Source organism: Aeromonas sp. R6-1 (assembly GCF_040908165.1).
Lineage (GTDB): Bacteria > Pseudomonadota > Gammaproteobacteria > Enterobacterales > Aeromonadaceae > Aeromonas > Aeromonas caviae.
Window position 1 is genome coordinate 256,360 of the sequence record NZ_JBFODF010000055.1, and the last position, 15,155, is coordinate 271,514.

12 protein-coding genes are annotated in these 15,155 nt (G+C 64.0%); 9 read left to right on the forward strand and 3 right to left on the reverse strand.

Annotated elements, in window-relative coordinates; all coding sequences use genetic code 11:
- Window positions 1–42 precede the first annotated feature (42 nt).
- Both AB5Y68_RS20495 and AB5Y68_RS20500 read left to right on the forward strand, forming a co-directional pair.
- On the forward strand, window positions 43–2,202 hold the full coding sequence (locus tag AB5Y68_RS20495; protein WP_039040554.1) for an AsmA family protein: 2,160 nt from the start codon (window positions 43–45) through the stop codon (window positions 2,200–2,202).
- 139 nt (window positions 2,203–2,341) lie between these two features.
- Complete coding sequence (locus tag AB5Y68_RS20500; RefSeq protein WP_039040553.1) at window positions 2,342–3,076, forward strand: SDR family oxidoreductase; 735 nt, start codon at window positions 2,342–2,344, stop codon at window positions 3,074–3,076.
- A 56-nt stretch (window positions 3,077–3,132) separates the two neighbouring features.
- Here AB5Y68_RS20500 and glnE read toward each other — a convergent pair whose 3' ends face one another.
- From glnE to AB5Y68_RS20515, 3 genes are all read right to left on the reverse strand, one after another.
- Window positions 3,133–6,006: a bifunctional [glutamate--ammonia ligase]-adenylyl-L-tyrosine phosphorylase/[glutamate--ammonia-ligase] adenylyltransferase gene (glnE, locus tag AB5Y68_RS20505; RefSeq protein ID WP_039040552.1), complete on the reverse strand. Its 2,874-nt coding sequence runs from the start codon at window positions 6,004–6,006 to the stop codon at window positions 3,133–3,135.
- A gap of 135 nt (window positions 6,007–6,141) precedes the next feature.
- Window positions 6,142–6,582: a GNAT family N-acetyltransferase gene (locus AB5Y68_RS20510; protein ID WP_039040551.1), complete on the reverse strand. Its 441-nt coding sequence runs from the start codon at window positions 6,580–6,582 to the stop codon at window positions 6,142–6,144.
- A 107-nt stretch (window positions 6,583–6,689) separates the two neighbouring features.
- Entirely contained in the window at window positions 6,690–7,940 is a 1,251-nt protein-coding gene (locus AB5Y68_RS20515; protein WP_010675666.1) for a methyl-accepting chemotaxis protein, read from the reverse strand.
- A gap of 100 nt (window positions 7,941–8,040) precedes the next feature.
- Here AB5Y68_RS20515 and AB5Y68_RS20520 point away from each other — a divergent pair, with 100 nt between their 5' ends.
- The 7 genes from AB5Y68_RS20520 to AB5Y68_RS20550 all read left to right on the forward strand — a co-directional run bounded on the left by AB5Y68_RS20520 (window position 8,041) and on the right by AB5Y68_RS20550 (window position 15,075).
- Window positions 8,041–8,793 carry a potassium channel family protein gene (locus AB5Y68_RS20520; protein WP_029314808.1) on the forward strand — a complete coding sequence of 251 codons (753 nt, stop codon included), beginning with the start codon at window positions 8,041–8,043 and terminating at the stop codon, window positions 8,791–8,793.
- A gap of 152 nt (window positions 8,794–8,945) precedes the next feature.
- Window positions 8,946–9,551, forward strand: a complete 606-nt coding sequence (locus AB5Y68_RS20525) for a TIGR04211 family SH3 domain-containing protein (RefSeq protein ID WP_010675664.1) — start codon at window positions 8,946–8,948, stop codon at window positions 9,549–9,551.
- Window positions 9,552–9,716: 165 nt separating this feature from the next.
- Entirely contained in the window at window positions 9,717–10,496 is a 780-nt protein-coding gene (gene nudC / locus AB5Y68_RS20530; protein WP_039040550.1) for an NAD(+) diphosphatase, read from the forward strand.
- A gap of 139 nt (window positions 10,497–10,635) precedes the next feature.
- On the forward strand, window positions 10,636–11,703 hold the full coding sequence (hemE, locus tag AB5Y68_RS20535) for a uroporphyrinogen decarboxylase (RefSeq protein ID WP_039040549.1): 1,068 nt from the start codon (window positions 10,636–10,638) through the stop codon (window positions 11,701–11,703).
- Window positions 11,704–11,854: 151 nt separating this feature from the next.
- Window positions 11,855–12,784 carry an ROK family protein gene (locus AB5Y68_RS20540; RefSeq protein WP_039040548.1) on the forward strand — a complete coding sequence of 310 codons (930 nt, stop codon included), beginning with the start codon at window positions 11,855–11,857 and terminating at the stop codon, window positions 12,782–12,784.
- A 50-nt stretch (window positions 12,785–12,834) separates the two neighbouring features.
- Window positions 12,835–13,845, forward strand: coding sequence for an erythrose-4-phosphate dehydrogenase (gene epd, locus AB5Y68_RS20545; protein ID WP_039040547.1), 1,011 nt, complete (start codon window positions 12,835–12,837; stop codon window positions 13,843–13,845).
- Between the two features lie 66 nt (window positions 13,846–13,911).
- Window positions 13,912–15,075, forward strand: coding sequence for a phosphoglycerate kinase (locus tag AB5Y68_RS20550; protein WP_039040546.1), 1,164 nt, complete (start codon window positions 13,912–13,914; stop codon window positions 15,073–15,075).
- Window positions 15,076–15,155 lie beyond the last annotated feature (80 nt).

Here is a 15,155-nt window from a genome sequence, read left to right on the forward strand (position 1 = left end):
GTGGTATAGTCAGCCACAAGATCCGCATTCAAGGAGTCCATCGTGAAGAAGATCATCTGCATCCTGCTGGGGTTGGCGCTGGCGGCCGTGGTGGCCATCGCCGCCCTGGTGTCCCTCATCGATCCCAACCAGTTCAAGCCCCAGCTGGTGGAACAGGTGCGCAAGAGCACCGGCCGCGAGCTGGTGATACAAGGTGATATCGGCTGGCGTTTCTGGCCAAGCCTGGGCCTCTCCCTCGAGCAGGTGGCGCTGCGCAACCCCGCCGGTTTCGCCGAGCCCGACCTGGTGCGATTCGAGCAGGGTGAGGCCTCGGTAGGCTTGCTGCCCCTGCTCTCCCACCGGCTTGAGATCGGCAAGGTGACCCTGAGTGGCGCCCATCTGTTTATCCAGACCAGGGCTGATGGCAGCTCCAACCTGAGTGACCTGCTCAAGGCCTCCGCCGACCCCAAGGGGGAGGCGACGACCTCCGAGCCCGCCGCAACGACGCCCCCAGCCGCCAGTGACAAGCAGCCCTGGCAGATCAGCCTGCAAGGCATCGCGCTGGTGGATGCCAGCGCCCTGGTGCGGGACGATCGCAACGGCACCGTCTCCCGGCTCGACAGGCTGGATCTCGATCTGGGGCAGTTGACCCCGGGGGAGTGGGTACCGGTGACCCTGGCCGCCAAGGGGGCACAGGGGGATCTGGCCTTTGATCTCAAGGGTCAGGCCCAGCTCAAACCGGCCCGGGAGGCCATGAAGAGCGAGCTCAAGGATCTCAATCTCAGCGGCAGCCTGAACCAGCCGGCGCAGCGGCTCGATGCCTTCACCCTCAAGGCCGATCGGCTGGCATTGGGGGAGTGGAGCAGTCTGAGCCTTAGCCTCAGCGGGGCACAGGGGGCGGCGGACAAGCCGAGCCTGGCCGGTACGCTGGAGGGGACCCTCAAGGCGCGCCTCGATGAAAACCGGCAACTGCTGGAGATATCGGATGCCGTGCTGGCCGCCAAGCTCAGCGGTGATGCCCTGCCGCACCCGCAGATGCAGGTGAAGCTCGCCGGCTTTGCCCGCGCGGAGCTCGACAAGCAGAGCGTCGCCCTCAGCAACCTGGTGCTGGGAGCAGACGATGCCCTGCTGAGCGGCAGCGGCGCCGTTCGTCTGGGGGCCGTACCCAAAGTGGACTTTGACCTCAAGGGGGAGAAGCTGGATCTCGACGGCTGGCTCGGTCAACCGGCCAAGGCTGCACCTGTGGCCGCCACCTCGGGAGCGGCTGCACCGGCCGGAGCAAAGGAGCAGGCTGCGGCGCCCGCCAACAGGGCGCTCTCCACGGTAGAGCCTGATCTGACCGCCCTCAAGGCGGTGGACCTGGCTGGCCGCCTGCAACTGGGCAGCCTGCGCCTCAAGGGGCTGGATCTCAGCGCCGTCGATCTGCAACTGGCGCTGGCGGGTGGTCAGCTCACCCTCAAGCAGTTCAGTGCCGGGGTGGCCGGCGGCCAGGTGACGGTGAGCGGTCTGCTCGATGCCCGTCAGCAACCCGCCCGCTATCAGGTGCACAAGCGGGTGCAGGGGGTCGATGTGCGGCCCCTGCTGCAGACCCTGGCCCAGACCGACCTGCTGGAAGGCAAGGGGGATCTGGAGGTCGAGGTGCAGGGTAGCGGTCTTTCCGAGCAGGCGCTGCGCAGCCGGATGCAGGGCCAGGTGAAGCTCAAGTTGAGCGATGGCGCCCTGCACGGCATCAACCTGGCGGAGATGATCCGTGAGGCGCGGGCCACCCTGACCGGCAAGGGGGCGGATCAGGTGAAGGAGGTGCGCAAGACCGATTTCAGCGCCCTCACCGCCAGCTTCCAGATTGCCAACGGGATTGCCAGGAGCGACGACATCCAGCTCTTTGCCCCCGCCCTGCGAGTGAAGGGGCAGGGCCAGACTGCTCTGGTGCCGGAGACCCTCGACTTCCTGTTCCTCACCTCCGTGGTGGAGAGCAGCAAGGGGCAGGGGGGCAAGACGGTGGACGAGCTCAAGGACATCACCATACCGGTGCGCATCGGCGGCCACTGGCAGGCGCCGAGCTACAAGCTTGACGTGAAGGAGCTGCTCAGCAACAACAAGGTGCTGGAGGAGAAGGCCCGCAAGGAGGCCGAGCGCGGTCTCAAGAAGCTGCTGGGTGACAAGGCCGACAACGAAGGGGTGAAGGGGATGGCCGACCAGCTGCTCAAGGGCCTGTTCAAATAGCCAACTTCCCGTTGTTGCCATCAAGAGCCCGCCCCGTGCGGGCTCTTTGTTGTGGTGCCGGGCGTCACGGAACGAGGTGTGGTCGGCAACATGAGGTACTATGCGAAACAGTCTTCGAAACCGGGAGCCAGGAGGGTTCATGAACAAACGGGTGCTGATCACCGGCGGCGGCAGAGGTATCGGGGCCGCGACAGCCCGCTATCTGGCGGCGCAGGGTTACCATCTCTGTCTCAACTATCGTCAGGACAGGGTGTCCGCCGAGGCGGTGGTGGCCGAGATCCTGGCCACCCATCCGGTCGAGTGCATCGCGGTGCAGGCCGATGTCAGCGTGGAGGCCGAGGTGGTGCGCCTGTTCGAGGAGATGGACGCGAGGCTCGGCCCCGTCACTCATCTGGTGAACAACGCCGGCAGGTTGCAGCCCCAGATGCGGGTGCTGGAGATGAGCGCAGAGCGCATCAACCAGACCCTGACCACCAATGTCACCAGCTGCTTTCTCTGCTGCCGCGAGGCGGTGCGCCGCATGACGGCGGGGGGCGCCATCGTCAACGTCTCTTCTGCCGCTGCGCGCCTGGGCTCCCCCGGGGAGTACGTGGATTATGCCGCCGCCAAGGGGGCCGTCGACGTGCTGACCAGAGGCTTGTCGCTGGAGCTGGCGGCTCAGGGGATCCGGGTCAACGGGGTGCGTCCTGGTTTCATCTACACCGACATGCATGCCGACGGCGGCGAGCCCGGCCGGGTGGACAGGATCAAGGGGGCCATTCCGCTGCAACGGGGCGGCGAACCCCGTGAGGTGGCGGCCGCCATCGCCTGGCTGCTGTCGGACGAGGCCTCCTATGCCACCGGTACCTTTATCGATGTGGCGGGCGGGCGCTAGGTCATCTTCAACAAGCCTTTCGTCAACGAGAAGGGGCGCCATGGCGCCCCTTCTGCTTATTCTCCCAGCAGCTGTTGCCAGACCGCCAGCACATGGCCCCGCTCTCGCGGCAACTGATCGTCCCCCACCTTGCGGGAGATCTCCGAGAGATTGAGGCGATGGCCAAGGTTGCGGATCTCCAGATAGGCCTGCTTGAGCCCCTCCGCCTGCTCCAGTGTGAGCACCCCCGCCATGACGCACTCATCGAAGATGCGCACATTGTCTGACCAGCGGGTGAGGGCGTCCGGCTCACCGCAGGCATGGGCCAGCACCAGGTACTGGGCGATGAACTCGATGTCCACCATGCCACCGGGGGACTGCTTGAGATCGAACTCTCCCTCTCCCGCCTTGAGCAGGTGATCCCGCATCTTCTGGCGCATCTCCCGCACTTCGCGGGCCAGGGTGGGCAGATCCCGCTCCTTGGCCAGCACGTCGCGGCGGATACGGGCAAATTCGGCGACCACGGCATCATCGCCATAGATGGGACGGGCTCGCACCAGGGCCTGATGCTCCCAGGTCCAGGCTTCCTGCTGCTGGTACTGCTCATAGGCCGACAGCGATGAGACCAGCAGGCCGGCGTCGCCGGAGGGGCGCAGCCGCATGTCGATCTCGTAGAGGATGCCGGACGGAGTGCGGGTGCTGAACAGATGCAGGATCCGCTGGGCCAGGCGCAGGTAGAACTGGCGGCTGTCGATGGGCTTGCGGCCATCGGTGTAACTGTTGGGGTCGCCGCCGTGCAGGAACACCAGATCGAGATCCGAGCCGTAGCCGAGTTCGATGCCCCCCAGCTTGCCGTAGGCCACCACCGCAAAGCCGCGCTGGCCGCTCACCGCCACCTCGGGCGGTACCCCGTAGCGTTCGCTCATCTGGGCCCACGCCTGATTGACCACCTCCTCGGTGATCGCCTCCGCCAGCCAGGTGAGGTGGTCGCTCACCTTCATCAGCGGCAGGGCACCGGCGATGTCGGCGGCGACGATGCGCAGGAGCTGCACCTGCTTGAATTGGCGCAGCGCCTCCATCTGCTGCTCCACGTCCTCCTCGGGGATGCGCAGCAGGAACTGGCGCAGCTGGGGCTTGTACTGATCCAGCGGGGTGGGGTGGTAGAGGTGTTGCGGGTCGAGCAGCTCGTCCAGCAGGATGGGGTAGCGGGCCAGCTGCTCGCTCACCAGGTTGCTCTCGTCACACAGGCGCACCAGCTGGCGCAGGGCGGCGGGGTTTTCCGCCAGCAGTTGCAGATAGGCGCTGCGGGTGAAGATGCGGGTCAGCAGGGTGCAGACCCGCTCGAACAGGCGGGCGGGCTCGCGGCTCGCCACCACCAGGCGCAGCAGCTCCGGCATCAGCCAGTCCAGGGCGATGCGTCCCTGGGGCCCCACCTGACGGCGCTTGTACTCCTCCTTGAAACGCAGCAGGGCGGCGCAGAGGGGGGCGGGCTCCACCACTCCCTGCGTGGTCAGCAGTTTTTCCAGCTCGGCGGCATCAAGCTCGGTGCGCCAGAGATCGAGCCAGAGCTGTTCCAGGTGGGCGGGGGCCTCCTTCTCTTCCCCCACCACGGCGACGAACTCCTGATGGACGGCGGCCATCTCCTCATCGAGGTGGGCCATGAAGGCGTCCCAGTCGGTAAAGCCGAGGGTGGCGATGAGCCGCTGGCGATCCCGATCCTCGGTGGGCAGAGTCTGGGTCTGCTGATCGCCGATCTCCTGCAAGATGTTTTCCACCCGGCGCAGGAAGCGATAGGCGGTGAGCAGGCGTTCGCACTGGCTCCCCTCCAGGGCGCCCCCCTGGGCGATGGCGGCCAGCGCCTCGGGCAGGTGGCGTACCCGCAGGGCGGGCTCGCGCCCGCCACGGATGAGTTGCAGCGCCTGGGCGATGAACTCCACCTCGCGAATGCCCCCGGCCCCCAGCTTGATGTTGCCCTCCAGTCCCTTGCGGCGCACCTCGGCGGCGATCATCGCCTTCATCTGGCGCAGGCCGTCGATGACGCCGAAGTCGATATAGCGGCGGAACACGAAGGGGCGCAGCAGTTCGGTCAGGGCCATGGCGTGTTCGCATTGGGGGCCCAGCACCCGCGCCTTGACCATGGCGTAGCGTTCCCAGTTGCGGCCGTGATGCTGGTAGTAGTCCTCCATGGCGGCGAAGGAGATGGCGAGCGGCCCCGCATCGCCAAAGGGGCGCAGCCGCATGTCGACCCGGAACACCTGACCATCCTGGGTGGGCTGGTGGAGGGCGTTGATGAGACGCTGCCCCAGCTTGATGAAGAACTGCTGGTTGGCGAGCTCCCGCCGCCCGCCAACGGTGTAGCCGTTCTCGGGGAAGGTGAAGATAAGGTCGATGTCCGAGGAGAAGTTGAGCTCGCCGCCGCCGAGCTTGCCCATCCCGAGGATGAGCAGCGGCTGGGGGTTACCATCGCCGTCCATGGGGGTGCCCAGCTCGCTGCACTGTTTGGCGTAGAGCCAGTCGCGGGCTCCACAGATGAGGGCATCCGCCAGCTTGGTGAGATGGATGAAGCTCTCTTCGACCTCGGACTCCCCGAGCAGCTCGCGCCAGGCGATCACCAGCATGCGGCTGCGGCGGAACTGGCGCAGGATGCGCTTGAGCGCCTCCTCGTCCGCGACCTCGGCGAGCAGGGCTGCGAGCTCAGGTTCATAGGCGGGCCAGCGCTCGGCCCGGGTCAGTGCGTCCGATGCCAGGGTCTCGGCCAGCAGCCCCGGCTGCTTGATAAGGGAGTCGGCGACAAAGTCGGAGAGGCCGAGCAGGGTCAGCAGGGTCTGGCGGGTGGGCTCGGGCAGTGCGTCATACTGGGGCGCCAGGGCGAGCAGCCGCTGCCAGTGGCGCAGGGCCTGCTCCTGCAACAAGGGAGAGAAGGCGGAGAAAGAGGGAGAGTGCTGGGCCACGGTTGCCATCCTTGTGGTTGACGAGTCTGCAGGGAGAGTGAAATGCCGGCTGCCAATCTAGCACTCCCGGGCGCTGGCGTCACAGCGCCGCTGCCCGGAAGGTGATCCGGCGACGGATCTGGCGATCGGCCGGGCTCAGGGACGCCGGTAGATCTCGGGGTCGTAGATTTCCATCAGGCTGCCGGGGCTTCTCGGCGGCACAAAACCGAAACCGGCGTAGAGGCCGTGGGCATCGGAGGTGGCGAGGGAGAGACGGCGCAGCCCTTGCAGCTCCGGGTGGGCGAGGATCGCTGCCACCAGGGCCTTGCTGTGACCGCGCCCGCGATGTTCGGGCAGCACGAAGACGTCGGCGAGATAACCGAAGGTGGCCTTGTCGGTGATGACCCGGGCGAAGGCGACCTGCTGGCCATCGAGATAGGCTCCGAAGCACAGGGAGTGGTTGATGGCCCGCTGCAGGGTGGCGAGGGGAATGCCGAGGCACCAGTAGGCCTCTTCACTGAGGAAACGGTGAATGAGCGGGACGTCGAGGCGTCCCTTGTCGTCGCTTATCTCAAGCGCAGGTTCTGTGGTCTGCATCCTGGCTCCTTGCCGTGATGAAAAAAGAAAGGCCCCTAAGGGGGCCTTCCAGTGTACTCAAATCACGACCTCAGGCCAGCCTGTAGGTTTGACGATGGGCGCCAGCATCAGGCCAGCTTGAAGGCCTGGATATGGCTGTCCAGCGTCTGGCTGTGGTGTTCCACCAGTTCGGAGGCATCTTTCAGCTCCCGCAGCACCACGACGGAGCCTTCCACCACCTGTTTGACCTGCTCCAGGTTGGCATTCATCTCCTCGGCGACCGAGCTCTGCTGCTCGGAGGCGGCGGCGATCTGGCGGTTCATGTCGGCCACTCCCTGCACCCGTTGCACTATGGTGTCGAGCTGGGTACCTGCCTGGGTCACCTGCTCCACCCCCTTGTCCGCCTGCTGCACGCTCTCGGCCATCAGGCCGACGGCCTGGCGGGCGTTGCCCTGAAGCTGCTCGATCATCTTCTGGATCTCGACGGTGGCTGCCTGGGCACGGTTCGCGAGTTCGCGCACCTCGGAGGCGACCACGGCAAAACCGCGACCCGCCTCACCGGCGCGGGCGGCCTCGATGGCGGCGTTCAGGGCCAGCAGGTTGGTCTGCTCGGAGATGCTGCGGATGGTGTCCACCACGGAGCCGATGCGATCGACCCCGTGCTCCACTTCGTTGACCACGGTGGAGGAGCGCTGGATGTTGCCGGAGAGAGTGTCGATGGTGTTGACGGTAGCCGCCACGCAGCGGCTGCCCTCCTCGGCCAGCTGGCTGGTTTCGGCGGTGGCGTGGGACGCCTGCTCCGCGTGGTTGGCCACTTCTCGAATGGCACCCACCATCTGGCTCATGGCGCTGGCAAGCTGCTCAATCTGGGTGAACTCCTCGTTGATGGCCTCGTTCGCCTCATCCATGCAGAGAGTCACCTGGGAGGCGATCTCGTTGAGCTCCTTGCAGGCGGCACGCTGGGTCCCGAACACCTCCTTGAGGTTCTCCTGGGAGTGGGCCACCGCCTTGGCGATGTCGCCGAACTCGTCCCGGGACTTGAGCAGCACGCTGTGGCTGAGATCCTTGTTGGCGAAACGCTCCAGCAGCCCCACCAGGTAGTGGACCTGCTTGACCATGAGGCGGGAGCCGGTGAGCAGCAGCACCACGAAGACGACCCCCATGAGCGCCGTCTCCACCAGCCCGGTCCAGAGCAGGCGATCGGCGATGGTGTTGGCCATGGCGGCATCAATGCCCTCGCTGAGCAGGGTCGCTTCCAGGTTGCTGGCATCGAACCAGAGTTTGGCCAGCAGCAGCAGGGTGCTGAACACCATGAGCAGCACCACCTTGGGCACCAGTCGGATGTTGCTCATGCGCCTCTCCAGCGGGTTCAACTGCATAATTTTTCTCCTTTCAACGTCCATTATTCCTTTGCCGTCATAGCTATCGGCATTATCTTCCTTTTTATTAATTTGCACCGTGCTTAAAGTTGGAAAATGTATGCGACATCACTTAACTCATTTGCGTACCATGGATCTGCTGATGGGGTTTCTCTCCGTGATTTCGGTCTGCCTGGTGGCAGCTCGCTGGCTGGGGCACGGTGAACTGAGCCCCCAGACTTTGCAGCTCTTTTATGATGTCGACAGCCTGATCTGCTACTTCTTCCTCGCTCACTTCGCCTATGGCTGGGCGCGCGCCTCCGACAGGATGGCCTTCTTCAAGAGCAACTGGTTCTATCTGCCCGGCAGCCTGCCCATGGTGGAACAACTGCGCTGGGCGCGGCTCATCCAGCTGTGGCGGGTCTACCAGTTGCTCCGGGACAGACCGGATCTGCTGGCCATGTTCCGTCGTGAACGCAACGAAACCACCCTCTCCGGCATTCTCTTCCTCTTCTTCCTGTTGCTGGGGGTCGGCTCCGGCGTCATGTACTGGCTGGAAACGGGGCAACCCGGCAGCCAGATCCAGACTCCTTACGATGCCTTCTGGTGGACGCTGGTGACCCTCTCTACCGTGGGGTACGGGGATCTGGTGCCCAAGACGGAGGAGGGGCGCTTCGTCGCCAGCCTGCTGATCCTCTTTGGCGTGGGGTTGTTTGGCGCCCTCAGCGGCTTCATGGCCAGCCTGTTCGTCCATCCCGGCAAGACCAACGACGACACCGCGGTGTGGCGACGCCAACAGAGCGAACAGCAGGCGCAACTGCTCAAAGAGCTCAAAGCCCTGCGCGCCGAGGTGCAGGCGCTGAAACAGAAGTAGGTGCGACGTCTGGAATGGTCGCGTCGTAAACCGGCGGCGCTGCGAGACAGCTCTCACTCGGGGAGATGGCGCTTTTCTTTGCTTGTCCTTTGACCCGCAGGCGGCTTAACATTCGGCCTGCAACCTAATCCAACGAAGAGAATCGATCGACCATGCGCGCCCTTCTCGGGATCCTGATCTGCTTGTGTGCCCAACAGGCACTAGCCGATACCCGCTATGTTTCAGACAACATCTTTACCTATATCCACAACGGTCCGGGTACCCAGTACCGGATCCTCGGCAGCGTCAAGGCCGGTGAGCCGCTGGAGGTCAAGGCGGTGAACCAGGAGGCCGGATTCACCCAGGTGGTGGACGGTCGTGGCCGCGAGGGCTGGATCAAGAACAGCGAGCTGCAGGGGGAGATCAGCCTGCGTGAACGCCTTCCCCAGGTTCAGAAAGAGCTGGACGAAGCCAAGGCCCGTCTGCTGAACCTCAATGGCGATAACGAGAAACGCTTCGCCGAGAAGGATGGCAAGATCGCCGAGCAGAGCAAGGAGATCGCCAGCCTCAAAGCCCGTCTGGACAGCCAGAGCGCCGAGATGAGCAGCCTCAAGGAACAGAACGACGCCCTGACCCAGAGCTATGACAACCGTGAGCACGACATGCAGATGGACTGGTTCATCCGCGGTGGTGCCATGGTGGGGGGCGGCATCCTGCTCGGGATCCTCCTGCCCATGCTCCCGCGCCGTCGCAAGAGCAGCGAGCGCTGGATGAACTGATCGCCCCTGCGGTCAACAGGATGAAAGGTCGCCAGAGGCGGCCTTTTTTCATGGTGTGTCTGGCGAGAAGAGGGCCATGTCGGGGGTCGCCATCGGCCCTTCCCGCTCGTAATATGAGGCGAACGATCCTGTGCCGCGAGCATTCTCAACAAGAGCCTTCATCATATGTCATCAACTGAACAGGCCTTCTGGTTCGTGCTGGGGGGCGATCACCTCGTCCTGCTGGATGAACAGGGGCGCATTCCACAAGGGGCCCGCGCCGTTTTGCCCACCCATCTGCACACCGCCCCCTTCGAGCGCTTCGACGAGTGGGACGGCCTGCCTTGCCATCTGCTGGATCTGGGGGCGGAGGCGGAGACCGGGGCCATGGCCCCGCTGCGCCAGCTCATGGTGGCGGGGGACGAAGAGGGCTTTCGCCTTGCAGGACGGGCCTGGCAGCTCGCCACTTTTCGCCGAACCCATCGTTTCTGCGGTGAGTGCGGCGCCCCCATGACCCCGAGGGAAGGAGAGTGGGCCCAGGGGTGTCATCATGGCCATGTCGTCTATCCGCGCATCTCCCCCTGCATCATCGTCGCGGTGCGCAAGGGGCCGGCTATCTTGCTGGCAGCCCACCGCCGTCACTATCAGGCGGATGATCCCATGTATACCGTGCTGGCCGGCTTCGTGGAGGCAGGGGAGAATCTGGAGCAGTGCGTGGCGCGGGAGGTGTTCGAGGAGAGCGGCATCCGGGTGACCAATGTGCGTTACGTGGCGAGCCAGCCCTGGCCCTTCCCCCACAGCCTGATGATGGGCTTCACCGCCGACTACGAGAGCGGCGAGATCCGGGTGCAGGATGACGAACTGGTGGCGGCAGGTTTCTTTGAGGCTGACCGGCTGCCGCGCTTGCCCCCTCATGGCACCATAGCGCGCCGGCTCATCGAACAGTGCCTCGCCGAGGCGCGTTGAGGGAAAACGGGGGCGCTTGTATGCGCCCCCTCACATCTTTGCACTCCTGCGGCGATGTGCGGCGTCAGGGGCGCCCTCAGCCTTGCACAAAGTGGTATCATGTCCGCCATTTTATGCGTGACATGACTCAGGAACTGGGATGAAAGAGCTGAAAAACGATCGATACCTGCGTGCCCTGCTGCGCCAGGAAGTGGACATGACCCCGGTATGGATGATGCGTCAGGCTGGCCGTTATCTGCCGGAATACAAGGCGACCCGCGCCGTTGCGGGGGATTTCATGTCCCTGTGTCGCAACGCCGAGCTGGCCTGTGAAGTCACCTTGCAGCCCCTGCGCCGCTATCCACTCGATGCCGCCATTCTCTTCTCCGACATCCTGACCGTGCCCGATGCCATGGGGCTGGGCCTCTACTTCGAGCACGGGGAAGGCCCGCGCTTCGAGCGCCCGATCACCTCCATGGCCGACGTGCAGGCCCTGCCCATCCCGGATCCGGAAGACGAGCTTGGCTACGTGATGAATGCGGTGCGCACCATCCGCCGCGAGCTCAAGGGCGACGTGCCGCTCATCGGCTTCTCCGGCAGCCCCTGGACCCTGGCCACCTACATGGTGGAGGGGGGCAGCTCCAAGGCGTTCACCAAGATCAAGCAGATGATGTATGCAGAGCCGCAGACCCTGCACCTGCTGCTCGACAAACTGGCAGACAGCGTGATTGCCTACCTCAACGCCCAGATCAAGGCGGGTGCCCAGGCGGTCATGGTATTCGACACCTGGGGCGGCGTGCTCACCCCGCGGGATTACCGTGACTTCTCCCTGCAGTACATGCACAAGATCGTCGATGGCCTGGTCCGTGAACATGAGGGCCGCCGTGTGCCGGTCACCCTGTTCACCAAGAACGGCGGCCAGTGGCTGGAGCAGATCGCCGCCACCGGCTGCGATGCGTTGGGGCTGGACTGGACCACCGACATCGCGGACGCCAAACGCCGGGTGGGCGACAAGGTGGCGCTGCAAGGCAACATGGACCCCTCCATGCTCTACGCCACCCCGGAGCGGATCCGCGAAGAGGTCGCCACCATTCTGGCCGGTTTCGGTCATGGCAACGGTCATGTCTTCAACCTGGGCCACGGCATCCATCAGGATGTGGACCCGGAACATGCCGGCGTGTTCGTCAACGCGGTGCATGAGCTCTCCGCCCGGTACCATGGTCGCTGAGGGCGGCAAACAGCGTGATGAACGGGGCCTGCGGGCCCCGTTTTGCTGTCCGTGACACAGGGGGCTGCATCCTGGTCGCGGCTCGGGTTACACTGCACCCCCATGTTGGCCGTCGTGGCCGGGATGGGGTCGTTGAGGGGCAGGAGGCTGGATGGAGAAGCGGGCGTGGGATTGGGGCATCGACCTTGGCGGGACCAAGTGCGAGTGCGTGGTGCTCGATGGCGACGAGGTGTTGCTGCGCCACCGCATTCCCACTGAACGGCACGGCGGCTACCAGCACATGCTGGGCCAGATCGCCAAACTGGTGGACGAGTGTGCCGCCAAACTCGGTCAGCGTCCTGCACTCATCGGCATGGGGACGCCGGGGGCCCGGGACCCCCAGACCGGGCTGCTGAAAAACAGCAACACCACCGAGTTCAACGGCAAGCCGCTCAAGGAAGATCTTGAGCGCAGGCTGGGCGTCCCCGTGCTCATCGCCAACGACGCCAACTGTTTCGCCCTGGCGGAAACCCATCTGGGGGCGGTGCGCCAGCATCACCCCTCTGCACGCGTGGTGTTCGGCATCATCATGGGCACCGGAGTCGGGGCCGGCATCGTCATCAACGGCCAGATCCTCAACGGTCACCACGGCATCGCCGGGGAGTGGGGGCACAACGTCCTGTTGCCGGAGGGGCCAGAGTGCTACTGCGGCAAGCGCGGCTGCGTCGAAACCCTCATCAGCGGCCCGGCCCTGGAGGCCTGGTACGAGGCCAGGACCAAACGCCGTCTCTCGCTCGCCCAGATTGCTGCGGCCAGTGCCCATGATCATGTCGCCAGGCTCACCATGGACAGGTTGCACCTGTTGTTCGGCCAGGCCCTCGCCAACGTGATCAATATTCTCGATCCGGACGTCATCGTCATCGGTGGCGGCGTGGGCAATGTGCAGAGCCTCTATCGCGCCGGGCGCGAAACGGTATTGCCCTTCCTGTTCAACCCCCGCTTCGCCACCCCCATGATAGCGCCGGCCCTGGGGGACAGCGCCGGGGTATTCGGTGCCGCACTGCTGGCCCGCGGCGTCTTTCGCGAGGCACTGCTCTCGTGAGTCGCCCCTTCCTCCCATCCCTTTGTCGCAGCTAAGGACACAACGTTTCCATGATCAAGATTGCCATCAACGGCTATGGCCGCATCGGCCGCAACGTGCTGCGGGCCCTCTACGAGAGCGGCCGCGACAAGACCATCAAGATAGTGGCCATCAACGAGCTGGCGGCCCCCGAGGCCATGGTGCACCTGACCCGCTTCGACACCAGTCACGGCCGCTTCCGCTATCCGGTACAACTGGCGGGCAACAGCATGCAGGTGGGGGAGGATCTCATCGCCCTGTTTGCCGAGAAGGATCCGTCCAGGCTGCCTTGGCGGGCGCTGGGAGTGGACGTGGTGCTGGACTGCACCGGGGTGTTCGGCTCCCGGGCCGATGCCGAGCTGCATCTGGGGGCGGGAGCGGGCAAGGTGCTCTTCTCCCATCCGGCGGACGCGGACGTGGATGCAACCATCGTCTACGGGGTCAACCACCTGGTGCTGACCGGGCGGGAGCGGATTGTCTCCAACGCCTCCTGCACCACCAACTGCGTGGTCCCCGTCATCGAAACATTGCATCGAGAATTCGAGATAAATTGTGGTACTATTACGACAATTCATTCGGCCATGCACGATCAGCAAGTCATCGATGCCTATCACGGCGACTTGCGCAGAACCCGGGCAGCCAGCCAGTCCATCATCCCGGTGGACACCAAGCTGGCAAAGGGGTTGGAACGTATCCTTCCCCACTTCGCCGGCAAGTTCGAGGCGATCGCGGTGCGGGTACCCACCATCAATGTAACCGCCATGGATCTGAGCATTACTGTTCGTAAAAAAGTGACAGTTAGTGACGTAAATCAAGCCCTGCAACGGGCATCCAGAGGTACATTACACGGTATTCTGGACTACACGGAAGAGCCACTGGTCTCCGTAGACTTTAATCATGATGCACACTCCTGCATCATTGATGGTACCCAGACCCGGGTCAGCGATGCCAACCTCGTCAAGATGTTGATGTGGTGCGATAACGAATGGGGCTTCGCCAACCGCATGCTGGATACCACCCGGGCCATGATGGCCGCAGGCTGAAAGTCTGCACCGGGCGCAAGGTTACTGTTTTTTTAACATTACCTGAAAATATATAGAGGACTGAATATGTCTGTTATCAAGATGACCGACCTGGATCTGGCGGGCAAACGCGTTCTGATCCGTGCTGACCTGAACGTGCCGGTAAAAGACGGCAAGGTCACTTCCGATGCACGTATCGTTGCGACTCTGCCGACCATCAAGCTGGCTCTGGAAAAGGGCGCCAAGCTGATGATCACCTCCCACCTGGGTCGTCCGACCGAGGGTGAATACAACGAAGAATTCTCCCTGGCTCCGGTTGTCAACTATCTGAAAGACGCACTGTCCTGCCCGGTTCGTCTGGCCAAAGACTACCTGGATGGCGTAGACGTCGCCGCCGGTGAGCTGGTTGTGCTGGAAAACTGCCGTTTCAACAAAGGCGAGAAGAAGAACACCGAAGAGCTGGCCAAAAAATACGCCGCCCTGTGTGACGTCTTTGTAATGGATGCGTTCGGTACTGCTCACCGTGCCGAAGGCTCCACCTACGGTGTGGCCCAGTTCGCGCCGGTTGCCTGTGCAGGCCCCCTGCTGGCCGGTGAACTGGAAGCCCTGGGCAAAGCCATGCTCAAGCCCGAGCGCCCCATGGTTGCCATCGTGGGCGGCTCCAAGGTCTCCACCAAGCTGACCGTACTGGAATCCCTCTCCAAGATCGCTGACCAGCTGGTGGTCGGTGGTGGCATCGCCAACACCTTCATCGCTGCTGCCGGTCACAACGTCGGCAAGTCCCTGTGCGAGCACGACCTGATCGACACCGCCAAGAAACTGGCTGCCGAGACCAACATTCCGGTGACCACCGACGTGGTTGTGGGTAGCGAATTCTCCGAATCCACCCCGGCCACCATCAAGTCCGTGTCCGACGTGACTGACGGCGACATGATCTTCGACATCGGTCCGGATTCCGCCAAGGCCCTGGCCGACATCATCATGAACGCCAAGACCATCCTGTGGAACGGCCCGGTCGGTGTGTTCGAGTTCGACCAGTTCGCTGAAGGCACCAAGGTGATCGCCGAAGCCATCGCCGCTTCCCCGGCCTTCTCCATTGCTGGCGGTGGTGACACCCTGGCTGCCATCGACAAGTTCGGCATCGCCGACAAGGTCTCCTACATCTCCACCGGCGGCGGCGCCTTCCTGGAGTTCGTAGAAGGCAAGGTACTGCCGGCTGTCGCGATTCTCGAAGAGCGCGCCAAAGCCTAATTGACCCGGGACGGGGGGCAAAAGCCTCCCGTTTCGTTTATCATGTGGCCGCTGTGCCGGTTCATGATGAACCCCCCACT

Coding starts and splice junctions, on each gene's coding strand:
- AB5Y68_RS20500 (WP_039040553.1), top strand. CDS start 2,342: ATGAACAAACGGGTGCTGATCACCGGCGGCGGCAGAGGTATCGGGGCC.
- AB5Y68_RS20510 (WP_039040551.1), bottom strand. CDS start 6,582: ATGCAGACCACAGAACCTGCGCTTGAGATAAGCGACGACAAGGGACGC.
- AB5Y68_RS20515 (WP_010675666.1), bottom strand. CDS start 7,940: ATGCAGTTGAACCCGCTGGAGAGGCGCATGAGCAACATCCGACTGGTG.
- AB5Y68_RS20520 (WP_029314808.1), top strand. CDS start 8,041: ATGCGACATCACTTAACTCATTTGCGTACCATGGATCTGCTGATGGGG.
- AB5Y68_RS20525 (WP_010675664.1), top strand. CDS start 8,946: ATGCGCGCCCTTCTCGGGATCCTGATCTGCTTGTGTGCCCAACAGGCA.
- nudC (WP_039040550.1), top strand. CDS start 9,717: ATGTCATCAACTGAACAGGCCTTCTGGTTCGTGCTGGGGGGCGATCAC.
- hemE (WP_039040549.1), top strand. CDS start 10,636: ATGAAAGAGCTGAAAAACGATCGATACCTGCGTGCCCTGCTGCGCCAG.
- AB5Y68_RS20540 (WP_039040548.1), top strand. CDS start 11,855: ATGGAGAAGCGGGCGTGGGATTGGGGCATCGACCTTGGCGGGACCAAG.
- epd (WP_039040547.1), top strand. CDS start 12,835: ATGATCAAGATTGCCATCAACGGCTATGGCCGCATCGGCCGCAACGTG.
- AB5Y68_RS20550 (WP_039040546.1), top strand. CDS start 13,912: ATGTCTGTTATCAAGATGACCGACCTGGATCTGGCGGGCAAACGCGTT.